The 20,906-nt window shown below is 70.5% G+C and carries 17 protein-coding genes; 14 read left to right on the forward strand and 3 right to left on the reverse strand.

Annotated features, from left to right (window positions below; translation table 11 throughout):
* Positions 1-24: 24 nt before the first annotated feature.
* The 3 genes from K6T25_RS07825 (at position 25) to K6T25_RS07835 (ending at position 3,561) form a co-directional block, all read left to right on the forward strand.
* Positions 25-1,740, forward strand: coding sequence for an Hvo_1808 family surface protein (locus K6T25_RS07825; protein WP_222912966.1), 1,716 nt, complete (start codon positions 25-27; stop codon positions 1,738-1,740).
* A 68-nt stretch (positions 1,741-1,808) separates the two neighbouring features.
* Entirely contained in the window at positions 1,809-2,972 is a 1,164-nt protein-coding gene (locus K6T25_RS07830; protein ID WP_222912968.1) for a nicotinate phosphoribosyltransferase, read from the forward strand.
* Between the two features lie 73 nt (positions 2,973-3,045).
* Positions 3,046-3,561, forward strand: a complete 516-nt coding sequence (locus K6T25_RS07835; RefSeq protein ID WP_222912970.1) for a hypothetical protein — start codon at positions 3,046-3,048, stop codon at positions 3,559-3,561.
* A 64-nt stretch (positions 3,562-3,625) separates the two neighbouring features.
* Here K6T25_RS07835 and K6T25_RS07840 read toward each other — a convergent pair whose 3' ends face one another.
* Complete coding sequence (locus K6T25_RS07840) at positions 3,626-4,228, reverse strand: TIGR00296 family protein (RefSeq protein WP_222912972.1); 603 nt, start codon at positions 4,226-4,228, stop codon at positions 3,626-3,628.
* 510 nt (positions 4,229-4,738) lie between these two features.
* On the opposite strand from K6T25_RS07840, the gene K6T25_RS15875 reads away from it, so the two are divergent.
* From K6T25_RS15875 to K6T25_RS07885, 8 genes are all read left to right on the forward strand, one after another.
* A complete protein-coding gene (locus tag K6T25_RS15875) occupies positions 4,739-5,284 on the forward strand; it encodes a WNWW family protein (RefSeq protein ID WP_486606331.1) in 546 nt (181 codons plus the stop codon).
* Between the two features lie 174 nt (positions 5,285-5,458).
* The gene (locus K6T25_RS07855; RefSeq protein ID WP_425600859.1) at positions 5,459-6,391 is read left to right on the forward strand and encodes an MBL fold metallo-hydrolase; all 933 of its coding nucleotides are present in this window, start codon (positions 5,459-5,461) and stop codon (positions 6,389-6,391) included.
* 163 nt (positions 6,392-6,554) lie between these two features.
* Positions 6,555-8,486 carry an AMP-dependent synthetase/ligase gene (locus K6T25_RS07860; RefSeq protein ID WP_222912976.1) on the forward strand — a complete coding sequence of 644 codons (1,932 nt, stop codon included), beginning with the start codon at positions 6,555-6,557 and terminating at the stop codon, positions 8,484-8,486.
* 149 nt (positions 8,487-8,635) lie between these two features.
* Entirely contained in the window at positions 8,636-10,501 is a 1,866-nt protein-coding gene (locus K6T25_RS07865) for a cation:proton antiporter domain-containing protein (protein ID WP_222912978.1), read from the forward strand.
* A 58-nt stretch (positions 10,502-10,559) separates the two neighbouring features.
* On the forward strand, positions 10,560-11,987 hold the full coding sequence (lpdA, locus tag K6T25_RS07870) for a dihydrolipoyl dehydrogenase (RefSeq protein WP_222912980.1): 1,428 nt from the start codon (positions 10,560-10,562) through the stop codon (positions 11,985-11,987).
* Positions 11,988-12,045: 58 nt separating this feature from the next.
* Entirely contained in the window at positions 12,046-12,384 is a 339-nt protein-coding gene (locus K6T25_RS07875; RefSeq protein WP_222912982.1) for a hypothetical protein, read from the forward strand.
* Between the two features lie 86 nt (positions 12,385-12,470).
* A complete protein-coding gene (locus tag K6T25_RS07880; protein WP_222912984.1) occupies positions 12,471-14,459 on the forward strand; it encodes an ABC transporter ATP-binding protein in 1,989 nt (662 codons plus the stop codon).
* A gap of 370 nt (positions 14,460-14,829) precedes the next feature.
* Positions 14,830-16,182: a cytochrome P450 gene (locus K6T25_RS07885; protein ID WP_222912986.1), complete on the forward strand. Its 1,353-nt coding sequence runs from the start codon at positions 14,830-14,832 to the stop codon at positions 16,180-16,182.
* A gap of 26 nt (positions 16,183-16,208) precedes the next feature.
* On the opposite strand, the gene K6T25_RS07890 is transcribed toward K6T25_RS07885, so the two are convergent.
* Positions 16,209-16,787: a 2'-5' RNA ligase family protein gene (locus K6T25_RS07890; protein WP_222917942.1), complete on the reverse strand. Its 579-nt coding sequence runs from the start codon at positions 16,785-16,787 to the stop codon at positions 16,209-16,211.
* 5 nt (positions 16,788-16,792) lie between these two features.
* Entirely contained in the window at positions 16,793-16,975 is a 183-nt protein-coding gene (locus K6T25_RS07895; RefSeq protein WP_222912988.1) for a DUF7554 family protein, read from the reverse strand.
* Positions 16,976-17,036: 61 nt separating this feature from the next.
* Between K6T25_RS07895 and K6T25_RS07900 the strand changes: the two genes are divergently transcribed.
* The 3 genes from K6T25_RS07900 (at position 17,037) to K6T25_RS07910 (ending at position 20,835) form a co-directional block, all read left to right on the forward strand.
* Positions 17,037-18,338 (forward strand): helix-turn-helix transcriptional regulator, encoded by a 1,302-nt coding sequence (locus K6T25_RS07900; RefSeq protein ID WP_222912990.1) that lies wholly within the window; start codon positions 17,037-17,039, stop codon positions 18,336-18,338.
* Between the two features lie 118 nt (positions 18,339-18,456).
* Positions 18,457-19,581 (forward strand): hypothetical protein, encoded by a 1,125-nt coding sequence (locus K6T25_RS07905; RefSeq protein ID WP_222912992.1) that lies wholly within the window; start codon positions 18,457-18,459, stop codon positions 19,579-19,581.
* A 252-nt stretch (positions 19,582-19,833) separates the two neighbouring features.
* Complete coding sequence (locus K6T25_RS07910) at positions 19,834-20,835, forward strand: SPFH domain-containing protein (RefSeq protein ID WP_225917842.1); 1,002 nt, start codon at positions 19,834-19,836, stop codon at positions 20,833-20,835.
* The last annotated feature ends 71 nt before the right edge of the window (positions 20,836-20,906 follow it).

Raw genomic sequence — 20,906 nt, forward strand, 5'->3', positions numbered from 1 at the left:
CTACCCCCGGACCAATGCGGGGATATGCGACGATCGGCCCCGCATCCGCTCTCGCGACTCGGCGCCCTCGTGCTCGCGCTCGCGCTCGTGTGTACCGCCGCGGCGCCGCCGCTCGCTGCGGCGGCGTCCCCCGCCGCGGACGCGGGGACCGACCGGCTCGCGGACGGGAGCGCGACCGCGTCTCAACAGGAAGCCCGGCCGGACCCCGAGTCCGACGTGATCGGGTGGGAGGGCGGCTACTGGCACAACGAGAGTATCGACGTCGATCAGTCCGACGGGTTGAGCGACGAGGAACTCGACGCGTACGTGTCCCGCGCGATGGCCCGCGTCGAGTACCTCCGCGAGGCGGAGTTCGACTCCGACGTTCCGGTGTCGATCATCACCCGCGAGGAGTACCGCAACCGGAGTTCGGGCGGCGGCAGCGGCGATGCGTCCCGAACCGAGTTCAACCGCTGGAACGATCAGGTGTGGGAGGGGCTGTTCATCGTCGGCGAGTCGACCGGCTCCGGCGACGCGATCGGCCAGACCACCGGGTCGTCGGTGCTCGGCTTCTACTCGCCGACACGCGACGAGATCACGATCGTCACCGACTCGCCGGACTCGCCGACGATCGACAACGCGACGCTGGTCCACGAGCTGGTCCACGCCCTGCAGGACCAGCGCTACGACCTGACGAACGAGACGTACCGCGCCTCCACTCAGGACGGAGACCTCGCGATCGACGGCGTCGTCGAGGGGGAGGCGAACTACATCGAGACCAACTACGCCCGGCGCTGCGGCGCCGAGTGGGAGTGCGTCGACACGCCGCAAGCGAGCGGTGGCGGCGGGGGCGGCGGTGGGGGCCCCAACCTCGGCGTCCTGTTGACGCTGCTCAACCCCTACTCCGACGGGCCGGTGTACGTGAACGAGATCATCGAGGAGGGAGGCTGGGACGCCTTCGACGAGCGGTTCCGGAACCCGCCGGTCTCCTCGAAGCAGGTCATCCACCGGACCGACGCGACGCCGCGGCCCATCGAGTTCACCGACGAGGGGACGAACGGCTGGAGCACGTTCCCGCGCGACAACCCGCGGCTCGGCCAGAACGGCTCCGACACCGTGGGCGAGGCGTCGATCTACGCGATGTTCTGGTATCAGGCACGGGAGTACCAAGCCGACACGATCGACTCGAACAGCCTGTTCCAGACGAGCGACCCGTACGACACGTACAACTACGACGCCGAGCCCTCGAACGGATGGGCCAACGACCGGCTGTTCCCGTACCGAAACGGCGAGGGTGACGACGCCGAGTACGGCTACGTGTGGATCACCGAGTGGGACACCGAGGCCGACGCGCGGGAGTTCCACGACACGTACCTCCGGATGCTCGAGGCCCACGACGTCCGCGAGACCGACGAAGGGTACTACGTCGTCCCCGACGGCCCCTTCGCCGACGCGTTCCTCGTCAGACTCGACGGCGAGCGGGTCACGATCGTGAACGGCCCAACCGTCGACGACGTGCGGGACATCCGTCCGACGATGGACCCCGCCGAAACGGGGGCCGACGAAACCGAGAGCGGAACCGACGCGACGGCCACAGCAACGGACACTGCCGCCGGTGAGGCCGGCGGCGACAGCGGGGACAACGGCGCGGGCGGCGACGACACGTCCGACACGACCGAGGTCGGCGGCGCCGGGTTCGGGTTCGGGGTCGCGGCCGTCGCGGTGGCGATCGCGGGACTGTCGGCTCGGCGGCGCCGCTGACCGCGGCGGCTCCGACGTCGATCCGCGGATGGCGTGACTTTTTGCGTCGTCCCGGCGAATCCGGGGACATGACCTCCTCGCCCCCCGCGTTCGACATCGTCGGGGCCGACGCCGTCCGCGACGGGTCGGCGACGGACGCGTACTTCGATCGGACCGTCGAGACGCTGCGCCACGCCGACCGGAACCCGACGGTCGTCGCCGAGGTGACCGCCGACCAGTTCCCCGACGGCGACTTCGAACTGTTCGCGGGTGTGAAGGACGCTGCCGCGCTGTTGGCCGGGCATGCGGTCGACGCGGACGCGCTCCCCGAGGGAACGCTGTTCGACGGCGGTCCGGTGCTCCGCATCGAGGGGACGTACCTGGAGTTCGCGGCGCTGGAGACCTCGCTGCTCGGCTTCCTCTCGCACGCCTCCGGCGTCGCCACGGCGGCGCTGGAGTGTCGCCGCGCGGCGCCCGAGTCGAACGTGCTCTCCTTCGGCGCGCGTCACGTCCACCCCTCGATCGCCGCGATGGTCGAGCGCAGCGCGCTCGTCGGCGGCTTCGACGGCTTCTCGCACGTCGCCGCCGGCGAGACGCTCGGTCGCGAGCCGTCGGGGACGATGCCCCACGCGCTGCTCATCTGCTTCGGCCGCGGCAACCAGGCGGACGCCTGGCGCGCCTTCGACGAGGCCGTCCCCGAGTCGGTGCCGCGGATCGCGCTGTGTGACACCTTCTCCGACGAGAAGGAGGAGGTGCTCCGGGCGGTCGAGACGCTCGGCGACCGCCTCGACGGCGTCCGCCTCGACACCACCGGCTCCCGCCGGGGCGACTTCCGCCACATCGTCCGCGAGGTGCAGTGGGAGCTCGACGCCCGCGGCTACCCCGACGTCGACGTGTTCCTCTCGGGTGGACTCGGGCCGACCGAACTCCGGAGCCTCCGGGACGTCGCCGACGGGTTCGGCGTCGGCGGCTACGTCTCCAACGCAGACCCCGTCGACTTCGCGCTCGACATCGTCGAGGTCGACGGCGAACCGGCGGCCAAGCGCGGGAAGCTCTCTGGCGTGAAGGAGGTGTACCGCACGCCCGACGGGGGCCACCACGTCGGTCTCCGCGGGCGCGAGGGCCCCGACGGCGGCGAGTCGCTCATGGAACCGCTGATCCGCGACGGCGAGGTCGTTCGGGAGTTCGACATCGACGACGCGGCGGGGCGGGCGCTGGCGGACGCGACGGCGGTCGGGTTCGGCGGGGAGTAGCCGGACCGACTCGAGCCATCGTCGAGTCAGCGGGGGCACAAGACGTTTACCACGACCGCGGCTCGGTCCGGCGATGCCCTCCAGACGCGACCTGCTTCGGACCGGCGCGGCCGGCCTCGCGGCGAGCGCGACCGCCGCCGTCGCCGGCTGTGGGTTCCACTCGCCGTCCTCGCTCGATCACGCGTTCACCGCCGACACCGACCCAGCCCCGTCGGCGTTCGACTGCGACGGCCACGCGGTTCGCCTGACCGTCGACCCCCCACCGTCCGGAGCGGCCGAGAGCGGTCCCGCCCTCCGACTCCGTGGCCAACTCCCGTCGTTCGATCCGTCGTGCGAGCGGCTCACCAGCGAGTTGGTACGCGGCCCCGAGGGACTGTACTACGGGGTGACCGTCGCCGTCGAGAAACGGGGGTGGCCCGACCCGTGCGACGGTACGGCGGGACCGGTCGCGTACAGCCTCACGTCGTCGGTCGACCCGACCGGGCTCCCGCTTCGTGTCGACCACGTCCGCGGCGAGTCGACGCCGTTCGAGACAGAGTTCGAGGAGGCGGCCGTGGCGGGAGACGACCCCGCCGAGGCCGGCTGCTGAGCGAGACTGAGCGGCACCGCTCGCGGATTCTGTTCGGCGGAGAAGCCCGTCTGTCGGGGGGCGCTTACAGCTGTTCGACGGAGCCGCCGTCCTCGCGCTCGCGGAACACCTGGCCGTCGATGAGCGTCACCATCGTGTCGTCGTCCTGCCATGCCATCGGCGAGAGGCCGGCCTTACGGCAGACACGCGAGAGGAACCGTTCCTTGCTCCAGTCGTTCTCGACCGGGATCGTCGGGTACAGCCAGCCGTGCTTGCCGTTGTGGTCGATTGCGACGCCGTGGCGGCCGAGCTCGAGGTCCTCCACGGGGTCGTTGGTGAGCGTGACGCCGGAGACGACACACGCGGAGACGACCACGGAGTCGAGCTCCTTCGGCTCCAGTTCGGAGCCGCCGGTGTCGTCGGAGGCCGCCTTGATCGCCGCCTCGACGATGGCGTGACCGAGCTGGTCTTTCCCTCGATACGACCCGGCACAGCCTCGCATCCGCCCGCGGCCGCGGGTGGACTGGAGCCGGACGAACGCGCCCGTCCTGGCGTAGAACGCGTCGCGCATACTCCCGGGCTGTTCACGCTGGCCCTGGAGGACGAACGCTTCGACCGACTCCCGAGCGAGTTCGACCGCGCGTGCACCGTCCTCGTAGGTGAGCCGCACGGCCTTCGCTTCGGACATACCACTGCTGGGGGCCGTGCCGACTTGAAGTCTTCCCTCTTCGTGCGAGTTACTCCCACGCTATCTTCGGAGCGGCGGCGAGCCGACCGATCGCGGCCGCCTCACGCGCGCCCGTCGCGCCCCCGAACGCTTTATCCCGGGGAACGGCCTACCTCGAACCGGCAGAGGGAGCCCGACCCCCGTGTGCCCGACCCTCGCGGCGACGGCGCATGAGGAAAGTCCCCCCACCCCCGGACGGGCGACCGGGCGCAAGCCCGGAGTCGGAGACGACTGGCTCTGGAACAGCAACGAGACCCCCCGCCCCGACCCATGAGGTGCGCGCGGCGACCGCTCGGTCGCCGCCGGCGTCCGCGGCTCCGTCGCGGACGCGCGAACCGACCCGAGAGGGGAGGGAGTTGACCCACCGAGGGCCGCGGCCTCGCCGCGAGACGGGCGGGAACGGATGGAACGGCGAATCCTCGCCGGTGCAAGCCCGCGTCGACGGACGGCCGCCGCGCGGCGGCCGCCCCGATGGTAGTCCGGGTGCTCGCGTCCCGCGCGAGCGACCGGGGCACGCGCCCCGCGACCGACGCGGACGCTCAGCCGAATGTCGGGCCGAACAGAAGGGGGCTTACTCCCCTCAGCCGCTCTCGTGCTCGCCAGCGACCGGGCCGGAGTACCGCCGCGACCGACGGTAGTCACCCGCCTACCGTCCGACGGCGGTCGTGCGACCGTCTGACACGCACCCGACTAACTAAAACCGATGGACCCCCAACCGACGGTGTGGACAGCAGAGAACTCACGGCGGCCCTCGAGCGCGAGTTCGGGGGGACCGAGGCGACCCGCCGGACCGTCGCCCGTCAGGCACGGGACCTGGCCGACTCCGGCGCGATCGAGGCGGACCGCGGCCACGAGCTCACCGTGGAGGACGTCATCGAGAACCTGGCGGATGCGCCCGACGACCACGACCTGGTCGAACGGTGGAACTGGTGGCTCGGGTCCCTCGAAACCGCCTACGGCGGCTACGAGCGCTTCACGGTCCGGTTCGTCGACGACGGCCCCGACGTGAACGCCTGAGTCGGCCGCTCCGGGTCGCGCTGAACCGCCGCCGTCTCTCGCCGGTCGCGACCCAGCATTCCCCCGCCCCGCCCTCCGCGTGTCACGTCTCACCAGCCCCAGGCTCGTTCGGACGGAGCGGCTCGCTCCGGCGGCTCCCGAATCCTTTTGGTATCGACCGACGCGGGTTCGGATATGGCCACGGAGATCGATCCCGGCGAGTACGCCCCCGTTCCCGAGTGTACGGACCTATACTATCTCGATACCGATATGTACGACACCGCGAACTACGGCTCGGTGTACCTCCTCGACGCCGAGCGCCCTGCGGTGATCGACACCGGACTCGGGAACAACCGCGAGTTCCTCTTCGACGCGCTCGACGAGATCGGGATGACGCCCGAGTTCATCCTCCCCACACACGTCCACCTCGACCACGCCGGCGGTGCCGGCTTTCTCGCGGAGCGCTACCCGGACGCGACGGTGATGATCCACGAGACCGGCGTGGAGCACCTCGTCGACCCGGAGCGACTCGTCGAGGGCACGAAGGCCGCCGTCGGCGACCAGTGGCAGTTCTACGTCGAACCGGAACCGATCCCCGAAGAGCGGATCGAGTCGCTCTCGGGCGGCGAGACGATCGACCTGGGCGACCGAGACCTGGACGTCCACCACGCGCCGGGCCACGCTCCCCACCAGGTCGTCTTCCACGACCGCGGCGACGACGTGGTGTTCACCGCCGACGCCACCGGCATCTACGTCCCGCAACTGGACACCATCGAGCAGACCTCCCCCCCGTCGCAGTTCGACCTCCACGGCTGTCAGGACGACGCCGACATGATCCGCGACCTCGACCCGCGATACCTCTGTTTCGGCCACTTCGGCCCCCGCGAGTTCGAGGACGACATGCTCGCCGGCTACAAGCGCACGCTCGCCGAGTGGGTCGAGGCGGTGCGTCAGCGGCGCGAAGTGCTGGACGACGACGAGGCCGTCCTCGACCACTTCGCCGAACACGCGCCCCGGGACCTCATCGACGTGTGGGGCGAGCGGAAGGCCCGAGAGGAACAGCGGATGAACACTCGCGGCGTGCTCGGCTACCTCGATTACATGGAGAACCGGAACGAGACGATCTGAGACCCGCGCTCGGGCTCGTCGACGGTGGGATGGCTGCCGCGACTGCGCTGCCGGACGACCGTCGCGACTACCGGACGACTGCGTGACGACGGGGAGAAACAACGCCGAACAACGGGCGTCGCGAGGGGACCGACTTATTACCGGTGGAGCGACAGGGAGTGACATGGATCTGCGCCAGGCGGAACGCGAGTACGACCCCGGGGTCACCCGGGACTCGCTGGCGGCGACGTTCGACGCGAGCGCCCGCGAGCACGCCGACCGGGTGGCACAGCGGTACAAGGGCGGGGTGTACGATCGGACGCTCGTCCGCGCGGGCGTCGTCGACGCCGCCCCCGACGGCGATTTCGCGGACCTCACGTACGCCGAGATGCGTGACCTCGTACGTCGGCTCTCGGCGGGCTTCCGCGAACTCGGCGTCGCCGCGGGCGACCGCGTCGGGATCTTCTCGAACACGCGCATGGAGTGGGCCCACAGCGACTTCGCCCTGCTCGGCGCGGGCGCGGTCGTCACGACGGTGTACGAGTCGTCGTCGACCGATCAGGTTCGACACCTCCTCGACGACCCCGGCGCCTCCGGCGTCGTCGTCGAGAACCGCGACCTGCTGGAGCGCGTGCTCGCCGTCGAGGACGACCTCGATCTGGAGTTCGTCGTCCTCGTCGACGGCGAGGCACACGAGCGTGACGACGTGTACACGCTCGGGGAGGTCCACGACCTCGGCGCCGCGGTCGACCCCGGCGACGGCTGGGTGATCGACCGCGACCTCGACGACCTCGCGAGCCTCATCTACACCTCGGGCACCACCGGCACCCCGAAGGGCGCCGAACTCACTCACCGAAACTTCCTCGCCAACGTCGACCAGTGCATGCGACGGTTCGGCGACCGTCCGGACAAACCGGCCGACGTCCCGGTCGTCGACGAGGAGAGCGTCACCCTGTCGTTTCTCCCCCTCGCGCACGTGTTCGAGCGCCTCGCCGGGCACTTCATGATGTACGCGGCGGGCGCGACCGTGGCGTACGCCGAGTCGCCAGACACGCTCCGGGAGGACTTCGGGCTCGTTCGCCCGTCGACGGCGACGAGCGTCCCCCGCGTCTACGAGAAGCTGTACGCCGCGATCCGCGAGCAGGCGGCCGAGTCGAGCGTGAAAGAGCGGATCTTCAACTGGGCAACCGCCGTCGGCCGCGAGCACCACCGCGCCGACGACCCCGGCGTCGCCCTGCGGACCCGCTATGCGGTGGCCGACCGCCTCGTCTTCTCGAACGTGAAGGAGGCGCTCGGCGGCAACGTCGACTTCTTCATCTCCGGCGGCGGGTCGCTGTCGGCGGATCTCTGCGAGCTGTACCACGGGATGGGCGTCCCCATCCTGGAGGGATACGGGCTCACCGAGACGGCGCCGGTCGTCGCCGTGAACCCTCCGGAAGAGCCGAAAGTCGGCACCATCGGGCCGCCCGTTTCCGACGTGGACGTCCGCGTCGACGACGAGGTCGGTGCGATCGACGGTGACGACGGCGAGGTGGGCGAGCTGCTCGTTCGCGGACCGAACGTCTTCCGGGGCTACCGGAACCTCCCGGAGGCGACCGAGGCGGCGTTCGTCGAGATCGACGGCGAGCGGTGGTTCCGTACGGGCGACGTGGTCGCGATCCGCGAGGACGGGTACATCGCCTTCCGCGAGCGCGCCAAGCAGCTCATGAAGCTCTCGACGGGCAAGTACGTCCCGCCGGGGGCCATCGAGGACTCCTTCGCCGCCTCCGAGTACGTCGAGCAGGCGATGGTGATCGGCGACTCGAGGAAGTTCGTCTCCGCGATCGTCGTCCTGAACATCCCCGCCGTACGCGAGTGGGGCGACACGCAGGGGCACGATCTTCCCGACGACGACGACGCGCTGTGTCGCGACGATCGAGTACGGGAACTCGTCCGGACGGAGGTCGACCGCGTCAACGAGGACTTCGAGGCCCACGAGACGATCAAGCAGTTCCGGGTCGTCGCCGAGGAGTTCTCGGAGGAGAACGACCTGCTCACCCCCACGATGAAGAAGAAGCGACGCAACATCCTCGAGCGGTACGCCGACGACATCGGGAGCATGTACGCGGAGTCGTGATCGACGGCGACATCCGCCACACGCCGATCGGATCGTGGTGGTTCCATCGGAACGGAATCCGTCAGCTCTGTACGCCGACCCCGCCTACCTCTCCGCAGTAGCCGCCTTTTTATCCGCGCCACCCGACCACGACCCATGGAGGTGAGGAGATGTCGGCAGGCGCCGGACAACTGATCGCAGTCGTCGCCGTCATCATCGCCGTCGGGGTGGCCGCGCAACTGCTCTCGGACCGGTTCCAACTCCCGAGCATCATCTTCCTCATCGCGGCGGGGATCGCTCTCGGCCCGGAGGGGCTGGGTATCATCACTCAGCAGACGTTCGGTCTGACCGGACTGTCGACCATCGTCGGCCTTTCGGTCGCGATCATCGTCTTCGAGGGGGCGTTCCACCTCAAGATCGACGAGCTCCAGCAGGCGCCGGTGGCGTCGATCCGCCTGGTTACGGTCGGCGCCGCGATCGCGTTCGTCAGCACGACCGCGGTCGTCCGGTTCGCGCTAGGGCTGGAGTGGCTCGTGGCGGCGCTCATCGGGGCGCTGCTCGTGGCGACCGGCCCGACGGTGATCGCGCCGATCCTGGAGGTCGTTCCGGTACGCGACCGCGTCGCCACCGCGCTCGACACCGAGGGGATCGTCAACGACGTGACCGCCGCGATCCTCGCGGTGGTCATCTTCGAGGCGATCGTCTCCGACACGACCGATCCCGTCGAGATGGTCGCGCTGTTCGCCGAACGGCTCGGCGTCGGGGTGGTCGTCGGCGCGGTCGTCGCCGCGATCGTCTACTACGCGCTCCGGTACATCGACCTCTCGCCGGGGAACGCCCCGCGGAACGCGCGGCTGCTCATGCTGGCCGGCGCGCTCGTCGCCTACGGCGAGGCGAACCTCGTTCGCACGGAGGCGGGGATCGCGGCCGTCGCCGTCGCCGGCATCCTGCTCGGAAACGCGGACATCCCGTACGAGGAACAGATCACGGACTTCAAGGGCGACATCACCCTGCTCGTGCTCTCGTTCGTGTTCATCTCGCTTGCGGCGCTGTTGGAGTTCGAGAACCTGATCCGGCTCGGGCTCGGTGGCGTCGCGGTCGTCGCGGCGGTGATGTTCGTCATTCGGCCGGCGCTGGTCATGCTGTCGACGATCGGGGACAGCTTCGAGCGCAACGAGCGGATCTTCATGTCGCTGGTCGGCCCGCGTGGTATCATCCCGGCGTCCGTCGCCACGCTGTTCGCCGTCGAGCTGGCGAACGCGGAGATGACGGCGGCGGCGAACGCGCTCGTGGGGACCGTCTTCCTCGTCATCATGGCGACGGTGGTTCTCGAGGGCGGGTTCGCCAGACAGATCGCGGAGAAGCTCGACGTGATTCCAATGAGAGTACTCATCATCGGGGGCGGGACGGTGGGCCGGACGCTCGCCGACCGCCTCGAGGACCGCGGCGAAGACGTGGTCCTCATCGAGAACGACGAGGACGTGGTAGAGATCGCCAGAAACGAGGGCCACGCGGTCCACATCGGCGACGGCACCGACACGGAGGTGCTCCGGTCGGCGGGCGGGGAGAACGCCCGCATCGTCGTCGCCGCCACGGGGGACGACGACGTGAACCTGCTGGTCGCCCAGCTGGCCGAGTCGAAGTTCTCCCCCGAGACCGTCCTCGCACGGGTGAACAACCCGGACAACGTCGACGCGTTCGAGGAGCTCGGCGTGCGCACCGTTTCCTCGGTGTTCGCGACCGCACAGGCCCTCGACAACTACATCGAGCGCCCCGCGCTCGCGAACTGGATGGGCGAGATCGGCCGCTCGGGCGACGTCCAGGAGATCGAGATCACCTCCGAGGACACCGACGGCAAGACGGTCGGCGAGCTGGGGTCGGAGCTCCCCGGGAACAGTCTGATCGCGCTCGTCGCCCGCGACGGGGAGACGCGCGTGCCCGATCAGGAGTACACCCTGCAGCGAGGGGACCGGGTCACCGTCATCGGCGACCGTGACGACGTGCGGACCGCGATGGATCGGCTCCACCCGAAGTAGCGTCGCCGCGGCCGCAATTCCTGCCAGTTTATCATCCGGGGTTCGCAAGACCCGCGTAATGGTCGTCGGAGACATCTCGACCGGAACGGACGTCGCCGTCATCGGGGCCGGTCCCGGGGGCTACGTCGCCGCGATCCGCGCGGCACAGCTGGGGCTCGACACGACCCTCATCGAGAAGGACGCCTACGGGGGCGTCTGCCTCAACCACGGCTGCATCCCGTCGAAGGCGTTCATCCACGGCGCGAGCGTCGCTCACGAGGCGGGCAACGCCGAGGAACTGGGGATCTACGCCGACCCCGCCGTCGACGTGGAGCGCATGCAGCGCTGGAAGAGCGGCGTCGTCGACCGCCTCACCGGCGGCGTCGAGAAGCTCTGCAAGGCCAACGGCGTCAACCTCGTCGAGGGGACGGCGACGTTCGCCAACGAGCACAAGGTCCGCGTCGCTCACGAGGGGGCCGGACAGGGCAGCGAGTCCATCGAGTTCGAGCACGCGATCGTCGCCACCGGGTCGCGGCCGATCCAGATCCCCGGCTTCGAGTTCGACGGCGAACGCGTGCTCTCCTCGCGCGACGTGTTGGGGATGGAGTCGCTCCCGGACAGTCTCGTCGTCGTCGGCGCCGGCTACATCGGGATGGAGCTGTCGACGATGCTCGCGAAGCTCGGGACCGACGTGACGGTCGTCGAGATGCTCGACGACGTGCTTCCCGGGTACGAGGGGGACATCCGGCGGATCGTCCGCAACCGTGCCGAGGAGTTGGGGGTCGAGTTCCACTTCGGCGAGGGCGCCAGCGGCTGGGAGGAGACCGCCGAGGGCGGCGTCGCCGTCACGACCGAGACGGAGGACGGCGAGGAGGCCGAGTACCTCGGCGATCAGGTGCTCGTCGCCGTCGGGCGCTCGCCGGTGACCGACACGCTCGAACTGGAGAACGCCGGGCTCGAACCGAACGACGCCGGGTTCCTCGAGACGGACCATCAGGCCAGGACCGACGTGGACTCGATCCTCGCCGTCGGCGACGTGGCCGGCGAGCCGATGCTCGCGCACAAGGCCAGCGCGGAGGGGATCGTCGCCGCGGCGGTCGCGGCCGGCGAGCCCGCCGCGCTCGACCACCAGGCCGTGCCCGCGGCCGTCTTCACCGAGCCGGAGATCGCGACCGTCGGACTCACCGAGGACGAGGCCGCCGAGGAGGGATTCGAACCCGCCGTCGGCCAGATGCCGTTCAACGCCTCCGGGCGCGCGCTCACCACCGGCCACACCGAGGGCTTCGTCCGGATCGTCGCCGACGAGGAGACCGGCTTCGTGCTCGGCGGACAGATCGTCGGCCCCGACGCCTCCGAGCTGATCGCCGAGCTCGCGCTCGCCGTCGAGATGGGTGCGACGCTCGAGGACGTGGCCGCGACGATCCACACCCACCCCACGCTGGCGGAGGCGACCATGGAGGCCGCCGAGAACGCGATGGGGCAGGCGATCCACACGCTGAATCGGTAGGTCGGGCGCGCCGACGGGATCACATCACGCTTTTCACACGACGCGGCGACCCCGGAACATGGGACTGTTCGACCGCGACACGGACATGAGCGACGACGACATCGACGGGGACGCCGACGCAGCCGGCGCCGACGACCGCCCGACGTTCGAGCCGGTCCCCGGAACCGCCGAGCGCGACGACGCGAGCGCCGGCGAGGAGAGCGAGAACGGCGACGAGAACCCGCTCTCGAAGCTCGTCGGCGCGCGCTTCCGCGACGACGACTTCAGCGGGACGCTCAAGCGCGCCGTCGACGTGGAGGCGGGCGTCGTGTTGTACGCCTACTCCAACAACGGCACGAACGCGGGCGGACTCACGGCGGTTCCCGTCGACCAGACGCGCCTGCTCGACGACGGCTGAGACGGGTCGCGTGCCGACCTCCCGGCCGTCCTGTCGACGTTCCGACTCCCGTGGGCCTTTGTATCGGCGGCGTGTTTCGATTCGTAATGAGCGACGCGGAAGACGACCACGGCGACTTCTCCTCGATACGCGAGTCCGTGGACGGCAATCCGATGACGGGCTTGCTCCGGTACTGCGTGCCGTACTGGCCTCGGCTGTCGGTGGGGCTGGTGGCGGCGATCACCACCCGGCTCGCCCGGCTGCTCCCCTCGCTGTTGGTCGCGGCGGCCATCGACCGCGTCATCCTCGGGAGCGGCGAGCCGGGGCTGCTCGCGCAGGCGGGCCTGCTGCCGGGCGGCACCATCGCGGGCGACGCCGCACGGTTAGCGTTCCTCCAGCGCCTCGTCGTCATCGCGGCGCTGGCGTACCTGATCCGATCGGTGACGCGGTTCGCCTCGCGGTACCTGTTCCAGTCGACGGCCCAGAAGGTGCAACGGGACCTCCGGAACGACACGTACGACCACATGCAGCACCTCTCGCTGGGCTTCTTCGCGGACCACCAGACCGGCGCGATGATGTCGGTGCTCAACCAGGACGTGAACCGCCTGGAGCAGTTCCTCAACACGGAGATACGACAGGGGATCCGCGTCGTCGCGACCGTCGGGGGCATCGCGGCGATCATGTACACCTACTCGCCGAAGCTCGCGCTCGTGGCGCTGGCGCCGGTGCCGATCATCGGTCTCGCCTCCAGTCGCTTCCTCACGTGGATCGAGCCGAAGTATCGCGGCATCCGCGAGACGGTCTCGCGTCTCAACTCCCGGCTGGAGAACAACATCGGCGGCGCCCGCGTGATCAAGGCGTTCAACCGCCACGACTTCGAGTTCGACCGCGTCGCCGCCCAAAGCGAGCGCTACCACGACGAGAAGGTGGAGGCGATCCGCGCCCGCCGGGCGTTCTTCTCTGGGCTCCGACTGCTCACCGGCGTCGTCTTCGTCGCCATCCTCTGGATCGCCGGCAGCGACATCATCCGCCACGGCCTCGGCAACACCGACCCCGCGACGCTCACCGCCGGCTCGGTCGCGCTGTTCTTCCTCCTGCTGCGCCGGCTGTACTCCCCGATGCGCCGCGTCGGCAAGACCGCGAACAAGTACCAGCTCGCCAAGTCCAGCGCCGAGCGCGTGTTCGGCCTGCTCGGCTACGATCCCGAAGTGACCTCGCCCGAGAACCCCTACGTCCCCCAGTCGGTCGAGGGCCGGGTCACCTTCGACGAGGTGCGGTTCGGCTACACCGACGACGAGGAGGTCATCTCCGGCATCGATCTGGACGTGGAGCCGGGCGAGACAGTCGGCCTCGCGGGCACCACCGGCGCCGGGAAGTCGACCCTTCTCAAGCTCATTCCCCGCTTTTACGACGTGGATTCGGGCGCCGTCGAGGTCGACGGCGTCGACGTGCGCGAGTACGACCTCACGGAGCTCCGCGAGCACGTCGGCATCGTCGAGCAGAACCCCTACATGTTCTCGGGGACCGCCGCCGAGAACATCGGTTACGGCGACCTCTCGGCGCTGGACGAGGGCAGCGAGGCCGCCGACGGCGACGCCGAGACCGGCACGGACGTCGGCGGCACCGACACCGCCGACGACGCCGGCCCGAGCGAACGCATCGTCGAGGCGGCGAAGGCAGCGGAGGCCCACGAGTTCATCACGGACCTCCCGCACGGCTACGACACCCAGATCGGCGAGCGCGGTGTGAAGCTCTCCGGCGGCCAACGCCAGCGCATCGCCATCGCGCGCGCCCTGCTGAACGACCCGGAGATCATCGTTCTCGACGAGGCGACCTCGGACGTCGACACGGAGACGGAGGAGCTGATCCAGCGCAGCCTCCGCCGGCTCATCGCCGACCGGACCGCGTTCGTCATCGCCCATCGGCTGTCGACCATCCGCGACGCCGACCGCGTCGTCGTCATGGAGGAGGGCCGCGTCGCCGAGCAGGGCACCCACGACGACCTCGTCGCCGCCGACGGCGACTACGCGGCCCTGTGGGCGCGGCAGGCGGGCGAAGACGAGGAGACGGAGGCGTTGGCGGCGGCCGACGATTAAGCCGAGGTCGGCCGAAGTCCTCGTGAGCGGAGTCGTTCGAAAGGCGCGACGCGCCTTTCGTGATGCCGTCAGGTCCGACGGATCTGACTGCTGACCAGACGTCTCCGGCGTCTGGTAATGACGAGACGGCTTCGCCGTCTCGAACCACGAACGAGGGCACGCGAGACGAGCGGAGCGAGTCTCGCGGAGGGGGACCTCGGCAGAACGGCGTTCACAAATCGCTGCGCGATCTGTGTGCTCACGACACCGCAGGTCTCGTGAACGGCGTACGTCCCCACGGAGCCGGAACACGAATGGCCGGAGACACTGCCTCGCACGCGCGCCCGCGCTCGCCCGAGGGTATTTCCGGCTCGCAGCCGTGTCTCCCTTCATGAGTACACGACCCCCGGGTCCCCGCGGCGAACCCCTGCTCGGCAACGGCCGGCGGTACGCCCGGGACCCGTTCGCGTTCATGACCGCCGTCGCCGACGCGTACGGCGACGTCGTCCGCCTCGATCTGGGTCCGCGGGAGACGTACATGCTCACGAACCCCCGCGACGTCGAGCGCGTGCTCGTCTCCGAGTGGGCGGCGTTCGGCAAGCCGGCCCTCGACGACGCCGTCGACGACCTGCTCGGCGACGGCCTCCTCATGAGCGGGGGCGACCGGTGGCAACGCCAGCGCGACCTCGCCAATCCCGCCTTCCACGCGCGCCGTATCGCGGGCCTCGACGACGCGATCGTCGGCCACACGGAGGAGGCGATGGCCGGCTGGAGCGACGGCGACCGGGTCGACGTACAGCTCGAGCTCGCCCGGCTCACCGTCCGGGTCATCGTCACCGCGATGTTCGGCACCGACATCACCGAAGAGCGGGTTCGAACCGTCCAGGAGAACCTCGAGCCGCTCGGCCAGCGGTTCGAGCCGGATCCGATGCGCGCGGTGATCCCCGACTGGGCGCCCACCCGGGAGAACCGCCAGTTCCACGACGCCGTCGCGACGCTGGAGGGGGTCATCGACGACCTCGTCGCGCGCCGGCGCGGCACCGAGGAGACCGCCCCCGACCCCGCCGGCGACGCCGTCGACTCGCCGATGCCGATGGACCTCCTCTCCATCCTGCTTCGCGCGCACAACCGGGGTGAGCAGAGCGATCAGGACCTGCGCGACGAGTTGATGACGATGTTGCTGGCGGGCCACGACACGACCGCGCTCGCGCTCACGTACACCTTCTACCTCCTCTCGCAACACCCCGATGCGAAGGCGCGCTTCCGGCGCGAGGTCGACGCCCTCGACGGCGCTCCGACGGCCGAGGACGTGCGCGGGCTCGAGTTCACCGACCGCGTGCTCTCGGAGGCGATGCGGCTGTACCCGCCCGTCTACACGCTGTTCCGCGAGTCGAAGGTCGATACCCGGATCGCCGGCTACCGGATCCCCGAGGGGTCGCTGATCATGCTTCCGCAGTGGGTGATCCACCGCTCCGACCGGTGGTACGACGACCCGCTGGCGTTCGACCCCGACCGCTGGGCGCCCGATCGAGCCCGTGAGCGCCCGCGATTCGCGTACTACCCGTTCGGCGCCGGCCCCCGCCACTGCATCGGCAAGCAGTTCTCGCTGTTGGAGGCGAAGCTCATCCTCGCGACGGTCGGGCGCGCGTTCGACTTCGAGTACGAGGGTCCCGACCTGGATCTGCGCGGGTCGCTGACGATGCATCCCGGTCACCCGATGCCGCTGCGACTCTCCGAGCGCTGAAAAGGGGACGGACGCTCGCCCCCGACTCACCCCCGAAGCGGCACCCGCGCGGCGATCTCCTTGTACTCGCGCGTCCAGACGCCCAGTTCGTCGACCGTCCAGCGCACGTCCTCGAGCTCGCGATCGCGCAGATACGCGATCGCATCTCCGGGGTCGCTCACCCCGTCCCACCCCCGCGCGAGCGTGACGTGGGGCACGTAGTCCGCCTGCTCCAGTCCCTCGACCGGGCCGAACTCTCGGACGAGCCGGTCGTGGATCGCCCGCAGCGGGTCCGCCCCGCCGTCGCCGACGCCGCTGCCGTCGCCGGTTCCGTCGGTACCCGCGGCCACCGCCTCGACCCCGAGGTAGACGACCGGTGCGTCTCCCAACGGGGGATCCTCGAACGCGTCGACGCCGGTCACGCGAACCTCGAACGGCGCGACGCCGCGGAGGGCGGGGCGGAGGCGCTCACGGATCCGATGGAGGTCGTTCAGGTCGCGGCCGTCGAGGCGCTTCACCACGAGCGTGTGTCGGTCGCGGATCGACGCGAACTCGGTGAGATCGGGTTCCAGCGACGCGGCGAGCCGCTGGACCGCCCAGGGGACGGGGACGTTGACGCTGTACACGTCGCTCAGAGGTTGTCGGTCAGCCACAGGACGATGAGCACGACGATGACGATCCCGATGACCCCCTTCAGCGGCCCGGCGACCAGTCCGAGTGCGAACCCGAGCACCCCCGTGACGATCTCGACGATGAGCCAGACTACCACGAGCAGCAACACGATCTTCAGCAGATCCTCCACGTCGAGTTGCATACTCCCGGTTGACTCGCCGCCGACGAAAACCGTTTTGGGCGCCCCGGCGGTGGAAGTGGGTATGCGACGCCCCGCCGCGGCCATCGCGCTCGCGTTTCTCCTCGCGCTCGCCGGGGTCACCCCGGCGCTCGCGGCCGCGACGGCGTCCGGCGCCGGTTTCTCCCCCGCCACTGCTTCCCCGTCCGCCGCTGTCACTCCTCCCGCCGCGCTCGACTCCGCCGCCGCGTCCCCGACCGACCTCGGCGACGGGTTCGCCCAGACCGGCGACATCGCCGCCGACACCGTCGTCCTCCGGGCGGAGATCGCTCCCGACGGGGACGCCCGGTGGCGTATCGCGTACCGGATCGAGTTGAGCGACGAGAACAGGACCGCGGCGTTCGAGAGCCTCCAGGCTGACATTCGCGAGAACACGTCCGCGTACGTCGCCCGCTTCGAAGGTCGGATGGGAACGACCGTCGCGGCCGCCGAGAACGCCACCGGACGGGAGATGGCCGCCTCGAACTTCTCGGTGACCGCCCAGCGCAACCCCTTCCCGACCAGCACCGACTACGGCGTCGTCGCCTACACGTTCACCTGGGAGGGGTTCGCCGCGACCCAAGGGCAGCGCGTCGTCGCCGGCGACGCGTTAGCCGGCTTATACCTCGACTCGGGGACCGTTCTCACGATCGCGTGGCCCGAGGAGTACGACGCCCGCTCGGTGTCGCCGCCGGCGGACCAGCGCTCGGAGACGGCCGTGACGTGGCGCGGCGAACGAAACTTCGGGCCGGACCAACCCCGCGTGACGGTCGCTCCGGCGTCGGCGCTGCCGGTTCGTCCCGTCTACCTCGCGGCCGCGGCGGTCGTGCTGGCGGGCATCGCCGGCGCCGTCCTCCTCCGTCGCCGCGGGGACCTCCCGATCGGCGCCGGCGACGACCTCGGGTCGCTCGCGAGCGATGAGAGAGACGCCGCGGCGACGGACGGCGCTGCGGACGACGACCGGAGTGCGGGCGGCTCGACCCGGGACGCGGACGACTCGGCGTCCGTCGAAGGGGACGCCGACGACGCCGAGGGGGTCGCGGTCGACGAATCCGCTGCGGGAGCCGCCGCCGCCGACGCCACGACTCCACCGGACGAACTCCTCAGCCCCCACGAGCGGGTGCTCCGGCTCGTGACGGACAACGGCGGGCGGATGAAACAGGCGGACGTGACCGACGCGCTCGACTGGAGCGCGGCCCGGACCAGCCAGGTCGTGGGGGACCTGCGCGACGAGGGTGACATCGAGAGCTTCCGGCTCGGGCGCGAGAACGTTCTCCGCATCCCGGACGCGGACGACGAACCCCACCCCGGGGAGACGGACCCCGGCGGCGACGAACCGGGCGAGTGACGGATCGCCCGGGTCCGCGAAGAACTGCCGGACTGCGGCGACTTAACGTCGCTTAAGCGGGGTGAATCCGAGGCGAGCGAGTGGACGGTATTAGTGGGTGGACCCCGTTGCCGAAGACATGAGTCGGACCACCGTGCTCCTGATGGCCGCACTGCTCGTCGCGGCGGGGGTTCCCGCGACGGCCGCGTTCGCACAGGAGTCGTCGAGTGAGCGGCCGGGGGCGACGTTCGCCGGCGTCGTGGGGGTGCAGGGGGCGGAGGTCGAGGGCGAGATCGCTCAGCGATCGCTCGATCGGCGCCTCGCCGACGCGGAGTCGAACGCCTCGAAGGCGGCCGTCGTCGCCGGAGAGACTGAGGACGTCCGCCGACAGCTCTCGGACCTCCGCGAGCGCCGCGAGACGCTGGACCAGCGGTACGAGTCCGGCGAGATCACCCGCGGCGAGTACCGCTCCAGGCTCGCACAGATCGGCGCCCAGATCCGAACGCTCGAACGCCGCCTGAACGCCACCGCCGCGGCCGCCGAGGGGATCCCCGAGGAGACGCTGCGCGAGCGCGGCGTGAACGCCTCCGCGATCGACGAACTGCGACGGAACGCCTCGGAGATGTCCGGTGGCGAGGTCGCCGAGGCCGCGCGTGGCATCGGCGGCGCCGATACCGGACAGGGACTCGCCGGCGACCCGGGCCCGCCTGAGAACGCCGGGCCGCCGAGCGACGCCGGCCCGCCGGGAAACTCCGGCAACGGAACCGGCGGTCCGCCCGCAGACGCCGGGCCGAACGACGACGAAGACGGGGAGGACCGCGGCGAGGGCGCCGCCGGTCCACTCAACGACGACCGCGGGAACGCGAACCGAACCACAGGCGCCGGCGCGGGCGCCGAGAACGGGACCGACGGGAGCCCGCCGGGTGCCCGGGGCGACACGAACGGGTCCGACGACGACCGCGGCAACGCCGGCGACGCCGCCGACGGCGCGAACGGGTCGGAGAACGCAAGCGACGGGTCCGCCGGGAGCGCAGATACCGGGAACGCCCCCGGCGACGCGGGCGACGGGACCGGCTCCGAGAACGCCGATACCGGGAGCGGGTCGGAGAAGGCGGGCGACGGGAACGGCTCCGGGGACGCGAGCGACGGGAACCGGGGGAACGGAACCGGCTCCGCCGACGACGGCGCCGCGACCCCGACCGAGACGCCCGAGGACGGCGGCGCCCGTCGCCTGGGCGACGGGCGGTATCTCACGATTCGGTGAGATCCTCCACCCCGGCGCCGACTCCCTCCCGACCGTCGGGATCGACCCGACGCCGTTCGGTTCTACGAAACCTGTAAGTAGCCTGTCGTCCAACTCGAAGGCATGAACGACGCCGGCGGTCGGTTCTTTCGAACCTTGGGTCGCATGAGCGCCGGCGAGGTCGGTCTCCCGGACCTGCTCCCCGACGACGGCCGGTTTCAGATCGGCCTCGGCGTCGTGCTCGCCGTCCTCGCGTGGATCCTCCTCCCGACGATGTACGCCGTCGGGGGGATGGTGCTCGTCCTCGCGCTGGTCACGCTGCTGTCGACCGTCGAGATCGTCCAGGCCTACGAGCAGCGCGCGCTCACCGTGCTCGGCTCCTTCCGCGGGCTCCTCGACCCCGGGATCCACCTGGTCCCCCCATTCGTCTCCCGGACCTACCGGTTCGACAGGCGCGTCCAGACGATCGACGTGCCGACCCAGGAGGCGATCACCCGCGACAACTCGCCGGTCACCGCCGACGCGGTCGTGTACATCCGCGTCGTCGACGCAGAACGGTCGTTCCTCAACGTGGAAGACTACCGTCGGGCGACCGCGCTGCTCGCGCAGACCTCCCTCCGGGCGGTCATCGGCGACATGGAACTCGACGAGACGCTCTCGCGGCGCGAGGAGATCAACCGCCGGATCCGGACGAGCCTGCAGGGGCCGACTGACGACTGGGGCGTCGACGTCGAGATGGTGGAGGTGAAGGAGGTGTTGCCCACGCGGGGCGTCCTCGACGCCATGGAGGAGCAGACCTCCGCTGAGCGCCGCCGCCGCGCCATGATCCTGGAGGCGCAGGGCGAGCGCCGCGCCGCCGTCGAGTCCGCCGAGGGCGAGCGGACGGCGAACGTCCTCTCCGCGCAAGGCGAGAAGGTCGCCTCGGTGCTGGAGGCACAGGGCGACGCCATCTCCACCGTCCTGCGCGCCCGGTCCGCCGAGTCGATGGGCGAGCGCGCCATCGTCGACAAGGGAATGGAGACGCTGGCGTCCATCGGACAGGGCGAGTCCACCACCTTCGTCATCCCGCAGGAGCTGACGAGCCTGCTGGGTCGCTACGGCCAACAGCTCTCGGGGTCGGACGTGCAGAACTCGGCGGCGCTCGACTCCCTGGAGTTCGACGACGACGAGCGGGAGCTGCTCGGGCTGGACTCCGTCGCAGAGATGCTCGAACCGGAGGCCGAGCGCGGCGCGGAGACGGCCCCGGAGTGGGAGTCGACCTACGAGGGGGAGTGACGGGGTCGGGAGCTCGCCCGGACGTGCCCCGCCCGCGGCGGGGCCCGGAGCGCCAGTCGCGCCGCTTAACC

It is taken from the genome of Halobaculum rubrum (genome assembly GCF_019880225.1).
Classification (GTDB): Archaea; Halobacteriota; Halobacteria; order Halobacteriales; family Haloferacaceae; genus Halobaculum; species Halobaculum rubrum.